This is a genomic window from Halorientalis brevis, from assembly GCF_023077655.1.
On the sequence record NZ_JALLGV010000001.1, the window covers coordinates 842,844 to 855,752 of the forward strand.

Annotated in this window: 16 protein-coding genes; 6 read left to right on the forward strand and 10 right to left on the reverse strand. The window is 65.5% G+C overall.

The genetic code is table 11. The features are described from left to right. The first annotated feature begins 6 nt into the window (after nucleotides 1-6). The 3 genes from MU553_RS04320 to MU553_RS04330 all read left to right on the forward strand — a co-directional run bounded on the left by MU553_RS04320 (nucleotide 7) and on the right by MU553_RS04330 (nucleotide 2,974). Entirely contained in the window at nucleotides 7-582 is a 576-nt protein-coding gene (locus MU553_RS04320) for an NfeD family protein (protein WP_247376014.1), read from the forward strand. 552 nt (nucleotides 583-1,134) lie between these two features. Further along, on the forward strand, nucleotides 1,135-2,307 hold the full coding sequence (locus MU553_RS04325) for an SPFH domain-containing protein (RefSeq protein WP_247376016.1): 1,173 nt from the start codon (nucleotides 1,135-1,137) through the stop codon (nucleotides 2,305-2,307). 55 nt (nucleotides 2,308-2,362) lie between these two features. Beyond that, the gene (locus tag MU553_RS04330) at nucleotides 2,363-2,974 is read left to right on the forward strand and encodes a winged helix-turn-helix transcriptional regulator (RefSeq protein WP_247376018.1); all 612 of its coding nucleotides are present in this window, start codon (nucleotides 2,363-2,365) and stop codon (nucleotides 2,972-2,974) included. Nucleotides 2,975-3,046: 72 nt separating this feature from the next. Here the strand turns inward: MU553_RS04330 and MU553_RS04335 are convergent, their stop codons facing one another. The 5 genes from MU553_RS04335 to MU553_RS04355 all read right to left on the reverse strand — a co-directional run bounded on the left by MU553_RS04335 (nucleotide 3,047) and on the right by MU553_RS04355 (nucleotide 7,506). Continuing rightward, nucleotides 3,047-3,301, reverse strand: a complete 255-nt coding sequence (locus tag MU553_RS04335) for a DUF7123 family protein (protein ID WP_247376021.1) — start codon at nucleotides 3,299-3,301, stop codon at nucleotides 3,047-3,049. A gap of 146 nt (nucleotides 3,302-3,447) precedes the next feature. Further along, nucleotides 3,448-3,846 carry a TRAM domain-containing protein gene (locus MU553_RS04340; RefSeq protein WP_247376023.1) on the reverse strand — a complete coding sequence of 133 codons (399 nt, stop codon included), beginning with the start codon at nucleotides 3,844-3,846 and terminating at the stop codon, nucleotides 3,448-3,450. Between the two features lie 95 nt (nucleotides 3,847-3,941). Further along, entirely contained in the window at nucleotides 3,942-4,634 is a 693-nt protein-coding gene (locus MU553_RS04345) for a YkgJ family cysteine cluster protein (protein WP_247376024.1), read from the reverse strand. Between the two features lie 136 nt (nucleotides 4,635-4,770). Continuing rightward, nucleotides 4,771-5,811: a zinc-binding dehydrogenase gene (locus MU553_RS04350; RefSeq protein WP_247376026.1), complete on the reverse strand. Its 1,041-nt coding sequence runs from the start codon at nucleotides 5,809-5,811 to the stop codon at nucleotides 4,771-4,773. A gap of 267 nt (nucleotides 5,812-6,078) precedes the next feature. Next, a complete protein-coding gene (locus tag MU553_RS04355) occupies nucleotides 6,079-7,506 on the reverse strand; it encodes a helix-turn-helix transcriptional regulator (RefSeq protein WP_247376029.1) in 1,428 nt (475 codons plus the stop codon). Between the two features lie 196 nt (nucleotides 7,507-7,702). On the opposite strand from MU553_RS04355, the gene MU553_RS04360 reads away from it, so the two are divergent. Beyond that, nucleotides 7,703-8,098, forward strand: coding sequence for a hypothetical protein (locus MU553_RS04360; protein WP_247376032.1), 396 nt, complete (start codon nucleotides 7,703-7,705; stop codon nucleotides 8,096-8,098). A 36-nt stretch (nucleotides 8,099-8,134) separates the two neighbouring features. On the opposite strand, the gene MU553_RS04365 is transcribed toward MU553_RS04360, so the two are convergent. Continuing rightward, nucleotides 8,135-8,710 carry a hypothetical protein gene (locus MU553_RS04365; RefSeq protein ID WP_247376034.1) on the reverse strand — a complete coding sequence of 192 codons (576 nt, stop codon included), beginning with the start codon at nucleotides 8,708-8,710 and terminating at the stop codon, nucleotides 8,135-8,137. 330 nt (nucleotides 8,711-9,040) lie between these two features. Between MU553_RS04365 and MU553_RS04370 the strand changes: the two genes are divergently transcribed. Both MU553_RS04370 and MU553_RS04375 read left to right on the forward strand, forming a co-directional pair. After that, nucleotides 9,041-9,712, forward strand: coding sequence for a DsbA family protein (locus MU553_RS04370; protein ID WP_247376036.1), 672 nt, complete (start codon nucleotides 9,041-9,043; stop codon nucleotides 9,710-9,712). Nucleotides 9,713-9,815: 103 nt separating this feature from the next. Further along, nucleotides 9,816-10,229, forward strand: coding sequence for a DUF7475 family protein (locus MU553_RS04375; protein WP_345893348.1), 414 nt, complete (start codon nucleotides 9,816-9,818; stop codon nucleotides 10,227-10,229). An 84-nt stretch (nucleotides 10,230-10,313) separates the two neighbouring features. On the opposite strand, the gene tsaA is transcribed toward MU553_RS04375, so the two are convergent. The 4 genes from tsaA to MU553_RS04395 all read right to left on the reverse strand — a co-directional run bounded on the left by tsaA (nucleotide 10,314) and on the right by MU553_RS04395 (nucleotide 12,775). Then, nucleotides 10,314-10,751, reverse strand: a complete 438-nt coding sequence (gene tsaA, locus MU553_RS04380; RefSeq protein ID WP_247376042.1) for a tRNA (N6-threonylcarbamoyladenosine(37)-N6)-methyltransferase TrmO — start codon at nucleotides 10,749-10,751, stop codon at nucleotides 10,314-10,316. Next, the gene (locus tag MU553_RS04385) at nucleotides 10,748-11,983 is read right to left on the reverse strand and encodes an MFS transporter (protein WP_247376044.1); all 1,236 of its coding nucleotides are present in this window, start codon (nucleotides 11,981-11,983) and stop codon (nucleotides 10,748-10,750) included. The genes tsaA and MU553_RS04385 overlap by 4 nt, the downstream gene beginning before the upstream one ends. 127 nt (nucleotides 11,984-12,110) lie before the next feature. Next, the gene (locus MU553_RS04390) at nucleotides 12,111-12,260 is read right to left on the reverse strand and encodes a DUF7563 family protein (protein ID WP_247376046.1); all 150 of its coding nucleotides are present in this window, start codon (nucleotides 12,258-12,260) and stop codon (nucleotides 12,111-12,113) included. Nucleotides 12,261-12,397: 137 nt separating this feature from the next. After that, a complete protein-coding gene (locus tag MU553_RS04395; protein ID WP_247376048.1) occupies nucleotides 12,398-12,775 on the reverse strand; it encodes a RidA family protein in 378 nt (125 codons plus the stop codon). Between the last annotated feature and the right edge of the window lie 134 nt (nucleotides 12,776-12,909).

Sequence of the window (12,909 nt, forward strand, 5' to 3'; positions counted from 1 at the left end):
GAGAGCATGGCAGAGCCCGTCCTTGGAGAGAGTCTCTCACTGCTGCTCGTGGTCGCGGGGGCGCTTCTCGTCATCGGCGAGGCCCTCGCACCGGGCGCGCACTTCATCGTCCTCGGCGTGGCGTTGCTGGTGGCGGGGCTGGCCGGGCTGCTCTTGCCTCCGGGCCTGGGCATTTTCGCCCCGCTGATCCTCGCAGCCCTCGTCATCGTCGTGGGCGGGATCACCCTCTACGGCTACCGCCAGTTCGACTTCTACGGCGGCAAAGGCACCGGCCAGACCAGCGACTCGGACTCCCTGCGTGGCAAGACCGGTCGCGTCACCGAGCGCGTCACCGAGACCAGCGGCGAGGTGAAACTCGACAGTGGCGGCTTCAATCCCCACTACCGCGCTCGCTGCGTCGACGGCGAGATCGCCGAAGGCGTCGAGGTCATCGTCATCGACCCCGGCGGCGGCAACGTCGTAACCGTCGAAGCCATCGACGACATCGAAGACGACATCGACCGCGAACTCGCCCGCGAGAGCGCGAAAGCCGCAGACACCGAGAGCGCGACCGAACGCGACCCGGACGCCGACGCCGCCTGATTTCGCTGCGCCGATTTTCCGTCAGACGTCACAGTCCCCGTCCGACAGCCACCGATATTCTTTTCGATCGTCCACGCGATCCGAGAAACACACCACAATCGACCAGATCGGGCCCGATTCAGAACACAGACCCATGGTAATATCTTATATTACTTCCCTTATACCCAACACTTATCACCATCCCTGGCCATACGTGTAGATGTAATGTACAACAGGCGATGGTCGTACAGTGTTCGAGGGACTTTCCGCGATGATCGTCCAGTAATGGGCGTCTCGGGCGGGAAACCAGAACTGAAACGAGCGGGCGAAGGCCCTGCCCGGGAGAGGTGGTAAGACGACAGCCCACAGACGAATCATCGGCTCCGGGTCAGCGAATGCTGGCGTGAACGTGGCTGTTCACCACTGGTGTCAAGCCCAGTTCGTTGTCCACAACCTGACGGGCCGGTTAGTGTGTCCGGCCCGTCGACTTTCCTTGCACTCTCGTCCCAACCATCACGACGAGGGACACTCCCTACCGAATGCTTTTCTGTCGGTCGCGCTAATCTCGAAACAATGCACCCCGTGATACCACTGCAGACTGGCGGCCCGATCGGACTGGTCGTCATCATCCTGCTCCTGATCGCCGTCGTCACCGTCTACAAGATGGTCGAGATCGTCAACGCCTACGAGAAGCGGGCGCTGACGGTCTTCGGCGAGTACCGCAAACTGCTCGAACCCGGGATCAACTTCGTCCCACCGTTCGTCTCGCGCACCTACGCGTTCGACATGCGCACACAGACGCTCGACGTCCCGCGCCAGGAAGCGATCACCCGGGACAACTCCCCCGTCACCGCGGACGCCGTCGTCTACATCAAGGTCATGGACGCCCGGAAGGCGTTCCTCGAAGTCGACGACTACAAGCGCGCCGTCTCGAACCTCGCGCAGACCACGCTCCGCGCCGTGCTGGGCGACATGGAACTCGACGACACGCTCAACAAGCGCCAGGAGATCAACGCGCGCATCCGCAAGGAACTGGACGAGCCCACCGACGAGTGGGGCGTCCGCGTCGAGAGCGTCGAGGTCCGCGAGGTCAACCCCTCCCAGGACGTCCAGCAGGCGATGGAACAGCAGACCTCCGCCGAGCGTCGCCGCCGCGCGATGATCCTGGAAGCCCAGGGTGAACGCCGCTCCGCCGTCGAGACCGCGGAGGGTGACAAGCAGTCCAACATCATCCGCGCCCAGGGTGAAAAGCAGAGCCAGATCCTCGAAGCGCAGGGTGACGCCATCTCCACGGTCCTACGCGCGAAGTCCGCCGAGTCGATGGGCGAACGCGCAGTCATCGAGAAAGGGATGGAGACGCTCTCGGAGATCGGCCAGGGCGAGTCCACGACGTTCGTCCTCCCGCAGGAACTGTCCTCGCTGGTGGGTCGCTACGGCAAGCACCTCACCGGCAGCGACGTGAAGGCCAACGGCGAATCGCTCGACAGCCTGGACTTCGACGAGTCGACCCGCGAGATGCTCGGCCTCGACGACATCGAGGAGATCCTCGGCCAGATCGACGAGGAAGCCGAAGTCGACGTCGAAGCCATGGAGGAACAGGCCCAGGCGATCAAAGCCGGCGAGGACCCGGCGGACATCAAAGATCCCGACGACGTGATCGACGAGATGGACGCGGAGATGGAGTCCCCGGACGACACCGGGTCGGACGGCGCCGGTGGATCCGACGGACAATCGAGTGGCAAGTAGCGGGTAGCTACCCGTAGCCGAAGCGGTTTTACGCGTCTCTATTCTATTGTTGGATATGGTAAAGGAGGGGGTGGACGAGTCCAAGCGAGCGACCCTCCGTCGCTTCGCCGCCCTTGGTGCAGCGAGTCCACTCGCGAAGTTCCGCGCAGAGAGCGACAGCGAGGGCAGCAGCGACGCTCGGGACGCACTCGCGGGGTACGTCGCCGCGACCCCCGGCGCACACTTCTCGAAGATCCGGGACGATCTCCAGCTGGGAACCGGCGAAACGCAGCATCACTTGCGCCGGCTCAAACGCGCCGGTGCGGTCGAGAGCCGGAAGGACGGGGACTACAGCCGCTTTTTCCCGGCCGACCGCTTCTCCGAGTTCGAGCAGGTCGCGCTGGGCTATCTCCGGCGCGAGACGCCGCGCGGGATGCTCACGACGCTGTTGGCGAATCCGGACGCGACGGCCGGCGAACTGGCCGACGAGATCGGCGTCTCTGCGCCGACGATCAGCAAATACGCGAACGAACTCGAAAACTCCGGCCTCCTCTCGCGCGAGGACGGGTACGCGGTCCAGAACCCCGAAGTCGTCTTGCTCCTGCTGGTTCGCTACGCGGACTCGTTCGACGAAGACGCCACGGCGTTGGCCGCGAACGCCGCCGAGTTAGTCCAGTACGACCCCTAACGTCCCCAGTTCACACCCTCGAACACGAGTAGAGCCGGCCGCTGGTTGGTCAGCGCTGGCGGAGGACCGCGATCACGTCGTGACTTTCCAGGTCGTCGAGGAGGAGTAGCCCCACTTCTCGACGTCGACGTCGAACTCGCCGTTCTGGAGGGCAGGCATGTTGGTGCCGACCTCTTTGGCCGACATGTCGAGTTCGTCGCCGATGAGACGAGATTTGAAGTAGGTCTGCGTGTCGGCGTTCGCTCTGAGGTACTCGAGGATGCGCTGTTGTTTCTCCGAGAGGGCCGCGTCCGACTGTGCGCCGGTCGTCGCTACTGTCGTGCTCATATATTCCCGTACCACGACCTGTTCCTTAGCGGGTTTGGTAGAGTGAGTTAATCGGCTGCCGTCGTGCGGTTTTGCGGATCAAAGTCAGTCCAGATCGGGGACGGACGACGGTGTCGGGCCGCTGTTGGTACGTGCGGATAACGAGATCAGATGTCCTCTTCGATGATTTCGCCGACGGCGAAGTTCGACTTGACCTCGGTGATTTCGACCTTGACGCGTTCGCCGATGTCGGCGCCGGGGACGATGATGACGTAGCCCCGTTCGACCCGAGCGATGCCGTCGCCCTGTTTGCCGATGTCTTCGATCTCGACGTAGCGGATCTCACCGGCTTCGACGGGCGGCTGTGGCTCACCGGACGGCTCCTCCGTCTCGGCCGTCTCGGTGGGTTCCTCCCGTTCGCTGGCGATGAGCGCGACCCGATAGGTCTCGCCGGGGTCGATGGACCCCGTTTCGATCTCCCGTTGCGGGACCTCGATCGTGTACGTGTCGTCCGCGTCGTCGACCTCAGCACTGAACAGACACAGCAGTTTCTCAGAGATTTCCAAGGTTAGACCTCCATTCGGCGTCATAGAACCCCGCTATTAAAGAACTTGCCCGTCCCTCGGCCGTTCGAAGTCGAACTCGGCGGGTTCGCCCCGGTTCAGCGGTCCAGCGGCGTCCCGTCGGGTCGCTTCTGCCCCTCCGAGTCGTGGACGACCACCTCGCCCGGTTCCGGTTCGACGGGGTCGTAGTTGTCCCTGACCGCGATCGCTTCTTCGAGTTCGCGGACGGCTCGCTCTTTGAGCGCTTCGGCGAGCGACTCCGCTTCGGCGCGGTCGATCTCCCGCCCGAGCCCCTCGCACTCGTGGGCGCGGACCATCCCTTCCCGGTCGACGGCCTCTCCCATCGGCTGGCTCGTCCCGCCGAGGGCGACGCTGAACGGATAGGTCCGGCAGATGAGCGGGCGATCACCGTGGACCGAGCAGGCGCCCATCCCGTCTTCGTCTTCGGTGTAGAACGTGCAGTCGCCGCAGTCGTCGGTCTGGAGTGACCACTCGAACGTCTCGCCCTCCGGCCCGTCCGCGCCCTCGGAGAGACCGTAAGGCATCGGCCGGGCGACGTCGCGGAAGTCGTACTCGTCGTCGGCTCCCTGGAGACGGCGGATTTCGTCGGGGAACACCGTGGCTGTGTGTTCGTCCGCCGCTCCGTCCCCGGCGTCTTCGTCGCCGCACTCGATGGCCTTGCAGCACGCCCCACAGCGCGTGCACTCGAAGCCGATCGACTCGATGGCGTCCGCGATCGCCGTCACGTCGAGGTCGCGCGCGTCGGCGAGTTCGGCTTCGAGACTCTTCATACCGAACGCAGGAACGGGAGCGAGAAAAGCGGCACGTCTCGGAACCCACGCGGGATCGTCGGCGCGGCTGACAGCGCGACCCCCGACAGGCGGTCCTCGCGCACCGACCCCGCTCCGAACGAGGAGAAGGAGGTACCTACTGTTCGCTGTCCGGAATAACGACGACCTTACCGAAGCCCTCGCGGTTTTCGAGCAGTTCGTGGGCGCGGGATGCCTCGCTCATCGGAAGCGTCTCGCGGATGCGCGGCTCGAACGTGCCGTCCCAGACGAGTTCGAGCGCTTCCTCGGCCTGGCCGGGCGTCGCCATCGTCGACCCGATGACCGAGAGCTGGTTCCAGAAGATGCGGTTGATGTCCGTTTCGGGGTTGCCGCCCGTCGTCGCGCCGCACGTGACGACGCGTCCGCCTTTGGCGAGGCTCTTGAGCGAGGACTGCCAGGTCTGTGCGCCGACGTGGTCGACGACCATGTCGACGCCGCGGCCGTCAGTCAGGTCGCGGATCTCGCTCGCGAAGTCCTCCTCCTCGTAGTTGATGGTGTGGTCTGCGCCGAGTTCCTCCGCGTAGCTGAGCTTCTCCTCGGAGCTCGCGGTCGCGAACACCTCCGCCCCGGCGTGGTCGGCGACCTGGACGGCAGCGTGGCCGACGCCGCCGGACGCCCCGAGGACGAGGACGGACTCGCCGGCCTTCAGGTCGCCGCGGTCTCGGAGCATGCGCCAGGCAGTCTGGAACACGAGCGGCGCGGCCGCGGCCGTCTCCCAGTCGACGCCCTCGGGAACGGGCGCGAGGTTCGCTTCCGGCAGTGCAGCGTACTCGCTGTGAACGCCGCGGACGTGTTCGCCGATGATGTGGAAATCCGGCGCCAGCGTCGGGTCGCCTTTCCGGCTGAACTCGTCGTTCCCGCTGCTCTTCCCGGCAATCACGCACACCCGATCGCCGGGTTCGAATCGCGTGACGTCCTCGCCGACTTCCTCGACGACCCCGGCGGCGTCACTCCCCGGGATGTGGGGCATGTCGAGGTCGATCCCCGGCAGCCCTCGGCGAGTCCAGATATCCAGGTGGTTCAGCGCGCCGGCCTTCACGTCGACCAGTACTTCGTCTCGATCGACGTCTGGGTCGGAAAACTCACTGTATTCGAGAACGTCGCGGTCTCCGTGCGACTTGAATTGAACGGCTTTCATCGTGCATGCCGACTCCCTCGACGATAATAAAACTCGGTCTCGACACTTGACGAACTAGAGAGGGGTGAAACGATCAATGGTCCCACACGTCTCGAACGGAGGGCTCGCCGCCGACAGTAGGGGACGTCAGACCCGGAGATTGCCTGGAGCGGGACATACCACCGGTGTATACGATTGCCGAACACCCCGACCGACGACCGGCAGGTGCACGGTCGTCCCTGCCGACTCCGGGACGCCGCCGTCGAGCGGTGACAGGTCCGGTTCGCCTCACTCCTCGAACGGGCCGCGGGCGCTGTCGGGTTCGTCGCCGGGTCTGGCGACCAGGTTCTCCCGGCCGAGGCGAATCTTGCGGATCTGATCGGCCTCGGCCATGGCAGAGAGCACGCGACTGACCTTCGATTTCGACCAGTCGGTGCGGGCGACGATCTCGGATTGGGGGAGCCGTCCGCCGTGTGCCTCGAGGAGGCGGATGACGCGCCACGCGTCGGGATGGCCGAGCGACTCGCCAGCGGGGTCCGTCGGGACGGCCTCGCCGTTAGCTTGCCGTGATCGTGGGGCCACCGCGGGCGACGCGTGACGTGCTCGCCAGAGGACGGCGCCGACGCCCGCGAGGAAGCCCACGACGAGGAGGCCGGCGAACAGCGTCAGTCCGGACACCGGTACCCAGGCCGGGAGCAGTTCCGTCGGGAGCGCGTTCTCGGCCGGCGTCTGGGAGCGTGGCTCCGGCCGGCCGTCGACGGCCGCGTTCGGTCGCGTCGGATTCGTCCCGTAGCGGTTCACTTCCGGACCGTCGGCGAACCCGTCGCCGTCCGTGTCCGCCGCGGTGGGGTCCGTGCCGTACTCGTTGACCTCCGGCCCGTCGTCGAGGCCGTCCCCGTCGGTGTCGCGTCGGAGCGGATCCGTGTTGTGGACGTTCACTTCCGGTCCGTCCGCCAGGCCGTCCTCGTCCGTGTCTGCCTTGGTCGGGTTCGTGCCGTAGCGGTTCACCTCGACGCTGTCACCCACGCCGTCGTCGTCCGTGTCGGGGTCCGTCGGATCTGTCCCGTAAGTAGTCACTTCGGTGCCGTCGGCGAGGCCGTCGCCGTCGGTATCGGCTTGCTTCGGGTTCGTCCCGTAGCGGTTCACTTCCACCCCGTCGGCGAGGCCGTCGCCGTCCGTGTCGGTCGCGTTCGGGTCCGTTCTGTAGGTGCGCTGTTCTCGCCCGTCAGCGAGCCCGTCCCGGTCGGTGTCCGCGACGAACAGTTTCGTCCCGAGCTCGCGTTCCCGGCGGTTGTCGAGGCCGTCGTCGTCCCAATCGCCGTCAGGGGAAAACAGGAACACGGAGCTGGTGGTCCGGGACTGGACGGTTCCGTTCCGCGAGCGGGTGGCGACGAGGGTCGCACGCCCGGAGCGGTTCGCTGGCCACTCGGACACGGAGAACGCGACCGACTGGTTCACGCCGGGGCTCACCAGCCGTTGGCAGGAGAGGAACCGCGACCGAGAAGACGTGTTCACGCGGAGGCAGACGGTGGTGGGCGTAGATGGCACGTCGACCGAGAGCTCGACGGTCGTCGGCTGCCACGTCGCGATCAGGGTCTGGTTGCCGTCGGCCGCGATGACGCCGGCCCCGGAGAGCGTCACGTTCGGGCCAGCGTCGACGACACTTCCGCTGGCCGCCGGAGCAGTTCCCACGAGCGCGACAGTTGCGAGGATCAAACCGACGCGGAGAGGGCACATCGTCCGTGTATGGCAGGCCACGCGTGTGCCCTTAGTGGTCCTTGCGGGGTTGAGGCCAGTTGAGTAAGCGCAGCCAACTCGCCTTGAAACAGTTCGAAACAGTTGTTACCGCCGGGGGCGGCCAGCAACGACCGGGCCGGTTTATCCCTGCGTTCGTGGTACGCCTGGGTGCATTATGCACGACAGGCTCTCGAGACGACGTGTCATCACAGGTCTCGCCGCTGCCAGTGCTGCCGCGATCGCCGGCTGTGGAAGCCCAGGCGGGAACGAAACGAGCCCCGGCGAGGGAGAAAGCCCGGCCGACGGCGAAAGTCCGGCCGACGGCGAAAGTCCGGCCGAGTCACCCGCGGGTGGCGAGGGAGAAAGCCCGATGGACTCACCCGAGGAGAGTCCGATGGGTTCGCCCGAGGAAAGCCCGATGGGATCGCCGGAAGAGAGTCCCATGGGTAACGAGACGGGGAACATGACGGGCACTGAGACGATGGACGGAAACATGACCGGCAACGAAACGATGACCGGCAACGAGACGACGGCCGGCAACGAAACCGACGGCGGCGGCCTCCTGGAATAACGTTCCGTCGCACTCGCTCGCTTTTTTCTCGGCTCGTCAGTTCAGGTTCTCGACGTTCGTCGTCACGGTCTCCATCATCTGGGCGAACGTCATCGCCTCGTCGACGGGCCCCTGGAGTTCGAAGCTGCCGCCCATGAACGCCGTCACAGGGTTGAAATCGGGGTCGTTGAGCATGCTGAACAGGACGTCGGTCTCCCCCTTGAACGACAGCGTCGAGTTCTCCAGCAGGCCCGGTCCACCGGACACAGTGCCCGGGTCCGGGTGCGACGTCATGTGGAAGGTCACGGCCGAGTCGACGGCCTCCCAGTCGACCGAGAACTCGTCGGTCACCTCCTCCTGTACCTCGGGGACGTTCTCCGAGATGAGTTCGAGGCCGCCCCACAGCACCGTCAAGAAGCGATCGACCGTCTCGGGCTCGTTCCCGGCGTATTCGGCGATCCCGTCGAGCGTGCTCAGCCGCCGGGAAAGATCCTCGAAGCAGTCCGGGTGCTCCAGGAGGAGCGTATCGAGTTCCTGCTCGGTGCCAGCGAGCACGTCCGGGAGGTCGTTTTTGAGGTCGTCGTCGTCCTGTTCGAGCACCGTCGCGAGTCTGTCGAAGTTCACGTCTGTCATGGTCGGGAATCGAACGGGATCGCGACCGCCAGTCTCCGCCGCACGTCCGGGTCGCCGGCTGCGATCCGCGCGTTCTTACTCTGTGAGTAACTGGCGACCCACCTGAAACTACCTCATCGCATTAGTGGTGTTTTAACTACCACGTGGCACGGATCGGACGGTCACGTCGTGTCCGTCCGCACCGACCAGCCGACACCCCTCGCGCCCGATGAATCCGTGCCGCCGGTCACCAGGAGTTCCAGAGGCGCTGTTCCACGCCGATGCCAAAGTTCGTTCCCACGGGCCGGGAACGGAGAGGTAATTAACCGTCGCGCCCGGATACATTTCCCAATGAGTGACCAGACCACGCCTCGCCTTCGACGACGCGCGTTCCTCGCCGGCTCGGCCGCGGCCGCCTCGCTCGCGACCGCTGGCTGTCTCGGCGGCGGCGGCCAGGAACAGCAGACGCTCGAGACGCCCGCGACCGGGACCGACACGACGACGGGTGACCTGCTGCCGACGCCGGTCCGCGGCGATCCGAACGCGGACGTGACGGTCATCGTCTTCGAGGACTACGCCTGCTCGCACTGCCGTGACTACTCGCTGAACGTCGCGCCGGAGATCATCTCGAAGTACGCCGAGCCGGGGGACATCCGCTACGAGTTCCACGACTTCCCCATTCCGGTCGACGCGACGGCCTCGTGGGAAGCCGCCTGCGCCGCGCGCGCCGTCCAGGCCACCGAGGGACAGGACGCGTTCTTCGAGTTCTCGAAGGCGCTCTTCGAGGCCCAGTCCGACCTCGGTGCGGACACCTACGAGCGACTCGCGAACGACGCCGGGTTCGACGGGAGCGCGATCAGAACCGCCGCGCTGCAACGGACGCACGAGCCGACGGTCCGTGCCGACCGGCAACTGGGCCAGCAGGCCGGCGTCACCGGGACGCCGACCGTCGCCGTCAACCGGCAGGTCGTCCGCCCGACCGTGTCCGACATCAGCTCGGCGATCGACGGCGAACTGGCCTGAGCCAGCCGACCGGCCAACGCACAGCACTCAAAAGGGGGCCGACGATTCCCGCACTGTGAGAACGGAACGTAGGTTGATTACGATTTTGTACGTTTACCCCACTATGGGTGCACAAACGACACCTGGTCAGAGTCAGCAGTCGCTAGTAACTATGCCATCGAGCGCACTGGGATACGTCGCAGTGCTCGCGGCGCTCGTGACGGGTGTTCTCCACCTCGCGCTCGCGCCTCGCGTGATGGGATTCAGTCAAACGATGGGAATTCTCTTCGTCCTGAACGGGCTCGGGTTCCTCGGTGGGCTCCTCGTGTACCTGACCCGGTACTGGCGACGCCCGCTGTATCTCGTCGCTGCCGTCTACTCCGTCGCGACGATCCTCGCGCTGTTCGTCTTCCAGGGCTTCAGCGTCGAAGCGTTCTACATGCAAGGGAGCATCAACCCGATGGCCGTCATCACGAAAGTGGCAGAGCTCGTCCTGGCAGTCGTCGCCGTGGTCCTTTACGGCAACGCCGACGCGTAGTCGAGACGCGACGCCGTCGCGCGGACTCAATTTTTCCAGCCTTCCGAGGACAGCCAGCCGCCGGTGTGACAGTATCGAGCGGAGCTAGCGCACGTCGTCGAGCCACCCGAACGCGGCGTCGGCCGACGCCGGGACCGATCGGACGTACGGTTTGACGTCCAACACGGGCGTCCCGTCGACGAGGTCGAGGCCGCGGACGCGGAGCGTCGTGCCCTCCCGGTCGACCAGCTCCACGGTCGTCTGTGCGATCGGATTCGGGCGATGTGGGCTTCGAGTGGCGAACAGGCCGACTTCCAGGTCGTCCGCGTGCGGCGGGTGCGCTCGAAGGCGGGTGTCGTCGATGTCGTCGAGGTGCGCCAGGACGACGACGTGAGAGAACTCGTCGAGGTCGGTCAGTCCCCGGCTGTATTCGTCGTCGAGGACGATCCGGCCCTCGGTCTCGCTGACCGCGTCGTGGACGACTTCGTCGGGCGATTCGAACGGTGAACGAACGTGTCCGATTGGTGTGTAGGTGATTGTCATTGGTGGGTTCCGAGTCGGGACACTGCGATTACTGCGGTCGCTGCGAACAGGGGAAAGAGCGCGAGGACGCCGAAGAGCAGCGGGTAGGTGTTGCTGGAGAGGATCCAGCCCGCCAGGGAGGCGCCCAGAGCACCGATCCCGAAGTTGACGGTGAAGACGATGCCGAAGCCGATCCCCTGACCGGCGTCGGGCGTGTGTTTGGCGACGAGCGCGGACTGCAGCGGCGCGAGCGTGAACAGGAGCGCCCCGAACGCGAGGCCCGCGGCGATCACGGCCGTGCCGGAGAGCATCCCCAGCGCAACGAGCGCGACGCTCGTCGTGACGAACACGCCGAGCAGGACGCGTTCGACCTCGAAGCGTTCGCCGAGCTGGCCGCCGACGATCTGGCCGACCGATCCCATAAGGAGGATCACCGAGTAGAGCCACTGGCCGGCTCCGACCGACGACCCGGCGATCGACAGCGTCGGGAGATCCCCGATCGTATCGATGAACTGCGGGAGGAAGGTGAGCGTCCCGCGGTAGTAGATGCCGGCAAACACGTACATGCCGACGATCGCGGCGAAGACGGGCACGGCAAGTCCCCGGAGTTGGCCGACGACGTCGGCGAGCGAGTGGTCAGCGGCCGAGTGGTCGTTCGCGTCGGTCGGGCCGCGAACGGCGAAGAGTACGCCGAATCCGAGTAGCGGGACCGCGAGCAGTCCGAGAACGGTTCGCCAGTCGGTGACAGCGAGCCCAGCCGTGATGAGCAGCGGGCCGATACCGATCCCGAGGTTCGCGCCGATGCCGTGATAGGCGAATCCCGCACTCGGCGCGCTCGCCTCACGGCTGATGAACGCGAGCGCCGGCGCGTGGTAGAAGCCGGCACCGATCCCAGCGAGCGCCACGACGAGCGCTAACGCGAAGAACGAGCGGACGAACGGCGCGACGAGGAAGACGGCGCCCGTCAGCAACAGGAAGCCAGTGATGACGGTGTCTGCGCCGTACCGATCGCTCAAAATTCCTGACGGGAGCGACATAACGCCGTAGAGACCGGTCATCAGCGTCACGAGCAGTCCCAGTTCGTAGGTCGTGACCGCGAACTCCTCGAGCCAGATGGGGATGAAGAGCGGGATCGACAGCACCACGAGGTGGTCGAGCGCGTGCGCCCCCATCGTGTACCCGATCAATCGCTGGTCAGTCGCCGGGACACCGCGCCGTTGGAGAAAGTCGCGTATCGCGTGCGTAGTGGCCATAGTATTGGTGGTCGTGTACAATATAACCCCAGTCCGAGCCGCGAATATATGCTTCGTTATCGGCGAGAAGGTCGCTAGCCGCGCCCGGTTGACGCGGTTTTCTCCGCTACCGCTGTCGGTGCCGCACTCAGTCGCTCGCCTTCCGCTCGCGCGTGACTTCGCCGATACCGGCGTTCGCCGAACAGGCGGGGCAGGCGTACACGTCGCCCGCGCTGTCGCCGAACACGCGGCTGAACTGTTCCGAAACGTGTTCCCCGCAATTGTTACATCGTGGCATGAGTGTCGAGAGTGGGTCGCGTCGTCGGTGGTGTTACCGCGCGATTCCCCGGGTCTGTCGTCCATTCACTGCGAGCGCGCCGGCCGTCTCGCGGGCGCCCCCGGTGAGCGAACGCGTCCCCGCTCGGTCGCGGGCGCTCATCGGTCGACCCCCGTCGCTTCGATCTGCACGGCGGCGTCGTTCGGCAGCGCCTCGACGCCGACGACGGTCATCGTCGGCCGGCGGTCGTCGAAGAACTCGTCGTAGGCCGACTGCACCTCCGGCTGTCGCTCCATCTCCGTGAGATACACGGTCGTTCGCATGAGGTCGTCGGCCTCGACCCCGGACTCCGCGGCGACGTCGGTGACGTGACTCAGGGCGTCGAGGGTCTGTTCTTTCACGCCGCGCTGCACCGCCGTCTTTTCGTCCGGGACTTGCCCGTCGAAGAAGACGAGTTGCAGCGAGCGTTTCCGGACGCCGTACCCGGCGAGCGCTGACAGTCGATCGCTTTCGTATCGTGTTACGTTCTGGCTCATGGTTTTGAGTCGCGAGTTCTCGGGTGGTCGCTCGTATCTCGACGTTGACGCGACGACTGCATCACAGTTTCTTTAGCATTAGCTAACTCGCCTTTCGGACGCGAATCCGGCTGTAGAAACAGCTTTATTCCATC

Bases quoted from the DNA above. Each gene is read 5' to 3' on its own strand.
- MU553_RS04320 (WP_247376014.1), top strand. From the start codon at position 7: ATGGCAGAGCCCGTCCTTGGAGAGAGTCTCTCACTGCTGCTCGTGGTC.
- MU553_RS04325 (WP_247376016.1), top strand. From the start codon at position 1,135: ATGCACCCCGTGATACCACTGCAGACTGGCGGCCCGATCGGACTGGTC.
- MU553_RS04330 (WP_247376018.1), top strand. From the start codon at position 2,363: ATGGTAAAGGAGGGGGTGGACGAGTCCAAGCGAGCGACCCTCCGTCGC.
- MU553_RS04335 (WP_247376021.1), bottom strand. From the start codon at position 3,301: ATGAGCACGACAGTAGCGACGACCGGCGCACAGTCGGACGCGGCCCTC.
- MU553_RS04345 (WP_247376024.1), bottom strand. From the start codon at position 4,634: ATGAAGAGTCTCGAAGCCGAACTCGCCGACGCGCGCGACCTCGACGTG.
- MU553_RS04350 (WP_247376026.1), bottom strand. From the start codon at position 5,811: ATGAAAGCCGTTCAATTCAAGTCGCACGGAGACCGCGACGTTCTCGAA.
- MU553_RS04360 (WP_247376032.1), top strand. From the start codon at position 7,703: ATGCACGACAGGCTCTCGAGACGACGTGTCATCACAGGTCTCGCCGCT.
- MU553_RS04365 (WP_247376034.1), bottom strand. From the start codon at position 8,710: ATGACAGACGTGAACTTCGACAGACTCGCGACGGTGCTCGAACAGGAC.
- MU553_RS04370 (WP_247376036.1), top strand. From the start codon at position 9,041: ATGAGTGACCAGACCACGCCTCGCCTTCGACGACGCGCGTTCCTCGCC.
- MU553_RS04375 (WP_345893348.1), top strand. From the start codon at position 9,816: ATGGGTGCACAAACGACACCTGGTCAGAGTCAGCAGTCGCTAGTAACT.
- tsaA (WP_247376042.1), bottom strand. From the start codon at position 10,751: ATGACAATCACCTACACACCAATCGGACACGTTCGTTCACCGTTCGAA.
- MU553_RS04385 (WP_247376044.1), bottom strand. From the start codon at position 11,983: ATGGCCACTACGCACGCGATACGCGACTTTCTCCAACGGCGCGGTGTC.
- MU553_RS04390 (WP_247376046.1), bottom strand. From the start codon at position 12,260: ATGCCACGATGTAACAATTGCGGGGAACACGTTTCGGAACAGTTCAGC.
- MU553_RS04395 (WP_247376048.1), bottom strand. From the start codon at position 12,775: ATGAGCCAGAACGTAACACGATACGAAAGCGATCGACTGTCAGCGCTC.